Here is a 1824-nt window from a genome sequence, read left to right as displayed (position 1 = left end):
CTTCGGCGTGCTCATCGAGCGGCTGCTCCTGCGCTGGATCTACAAGCTCGACCACCTCTACGGCCTGCTGCTCACGCTGGGCCTCACGCTGCTGATCGAGGGCGTGTTCCGCTCCATCTACGGCGTCTCGGGCCTGCCCTACGACGCGCCCGATGCGCTGTCGAGCGCCACCGACCTTGGCTTCATGGTGCTGCCCAACTACCGCGCATGGGTGGTGGTGGCATCGCTGGTGGTGTGCTTCGCCACCTGGTACGTGATCGAGAAGACCCGCATCGGCGCCTACCTGCGCGCCGGCACCGAGAACCCGCGCCTGGTGGAGGCCTTCGGCGTCAACGTGCCGCTGATGATCACGCTGACCTACGCCTTCGGCGCCGGGCTGGCGGCCTTTGCCGGCGTGCTCGCCGCGCCCGTCATCCAGGTGTCGCCGCTGATGGGGCAGAACCTCATCATCGTGGTGTTCGCCGTGGTCGTGATCGGCGGCATGGGCTCGATCATGGGCGCCATCCTCACCGGCCTCGGGCTCGGCGTGATCGAGGGGCTTACCAAGGTTTTCTATCCGGAGGCATCCTCCACCGTCGTGTTCGTGATCATGGTCATCGTGCTGCTCATCCGTCCGGCCGGCCTGTTCGGCAAAGAAAAATAAGGCGGACGGCATGAACATGAAAAAGATATCCACCGTCGTCTACGCGCTGCTGCTGCTCGCACTGGTCCTGGCACCGTTCTTCGGCGCCTACCCGGTGTTCGTGATGAAGCTGATGTGCTTCGCGCTCTTCGCGGCCGCATTCAACCTGCTGCTGGGCTTCACCGGGCTCCTGTCCTTCGGGCATGCGGCATTCCTCGGCGGCTCGGCCTACGTGGCGGGCCATGCGATCAAGGTCTGGGGCCTCACGCCCGAGCTGGGGCTGATCGCGGGCACGCTCACCGGCGCCGCCCTCGGCTGGCTCTTCGGCGTGCTGGCGATCCGCCGGCAGGGCATCTACTTCGCGATGATCACGCTGGCGCTCGCGCAGATGATGTTCTTCGTCGCGCTGCAGGCCAAGTTCACCGGCGGCGAGGACGGCCTGCAGGGCGTGCCGCGCGGCAAGCTCTTCGGCGTGATCGACCTGTCGAACGACCTCACCATGTACTACGTGGCGCTGGTCATCGTGGTCGCGGCTTTCCTGCTGATCGTGCGCACCATCCATTCGCCCTTCGGGCAGGTGCTCAAGGGCATCAAGGAGAACGAGCCGCGCGCGCTCTCGCTGGGTTACGACGTGAGCCGCTTCAAGCTGCTGGCCTTCGTGATCTCGGCGGCGCTGTCGGGCTTGGCCGGTTCGCTCAAGACGCTGGTGCTGGGTTTCGCCACGCTGTCGGACGTGCACTGGACCGCCTCGGGCCAGGTCATCCTGATGACGCTGGTGGGCGGCCTCGGCACGCTCTCGGGCCCGCTGGTGGGCTCGGCGGTGGTGGTGCTGCTGGAGAACAAGATCGGCGAACTCGGCAACCTGCTCGCGCGCATCACCACGGTGGACTGGTTCAACACGCTGGGCGAGTCGGTGACCATGGTCACGGGCCTGATCTTCGTGATCTGCGTGCTGGCCTTCCGCAAGGGGATCATGGGCGAGATCAATAGGGTCCTTGAGCGTTTGAAAGCCAAATAACACCGGATCGTCGGTTCAGCATTAACGAACACTTTTTAACGGGAACACAAATGAAAATTGAAGGCAAGGTATTCGTCGTGGCCGGGGGCGCTTCGGGCCTCGGCGAAGGCACGGCGCGCATGCTGGCTGCAAACGGCGGCAAGGTGGTGATCGCCGACATGCAGGCCGACAAGGGCGAAGCCGT

At 65.0% G+C, this 1824-nt stretch carries 3 protein-coding genes; all 3 read left to right on the top strand.

Annotation, left to right across the window (positions count from 1 at the left end; translation table 11 throughout):
* Positions 1-643 (top strand): branched-chain amino acid ABC transporter permease (locus tag PMI12_RS15775; RefSeq protein ID WP_007834313.1); only part of this gene is annotated, 643 nt, incomplete at its 5' end.
* Positions 644-653: 10 nt separating this feature from the next.
* Positions 654-1640: a branched-chain amino acid ABC transporter permease gene (locus tag PMI12_RS15770; RefSeq protein WP_007834301.1), complete on the top strand. Its 987-nt coding sequence runs from the start codon at positions 654-656 to the stop codon at positions 1638-1640.
* A gap of 50 nt (positions 1641-1690) precedes the next feature.
* Positions 1691-1824, top strand: a 134-nt coding sequence (locus PMI12_RS15765; protein ID WP_007834299.1) for an SDR family NAD(P)-dependent oxidoreductase, incomplete at its 3' end; no start/stop codon positions are given.

This window comes from Variovorax sp. CF313, from assembly GCF_000282635.1.
In the GTDB taxonomy this organism is placed as follows: domain Bacteria; phylum Pseudomonadota; class Gammaproteobacteria; order Burkholderiales; family Burkholderiaceae_C; genus Variovorax.
This window is presented reverse-complemented; position numbering and strand designations above follow the sequence as displayed.

Bases quoted from the DNA above. Each gene is read 5' to 3' on its own strand.
- PMI12_RS15770 (WP_007834301.1), top strand. From the start codon at position 654: ATGAACATGAAAAAGATATCCACCGTCGTCTACGCGCTGCTGCTGCTC.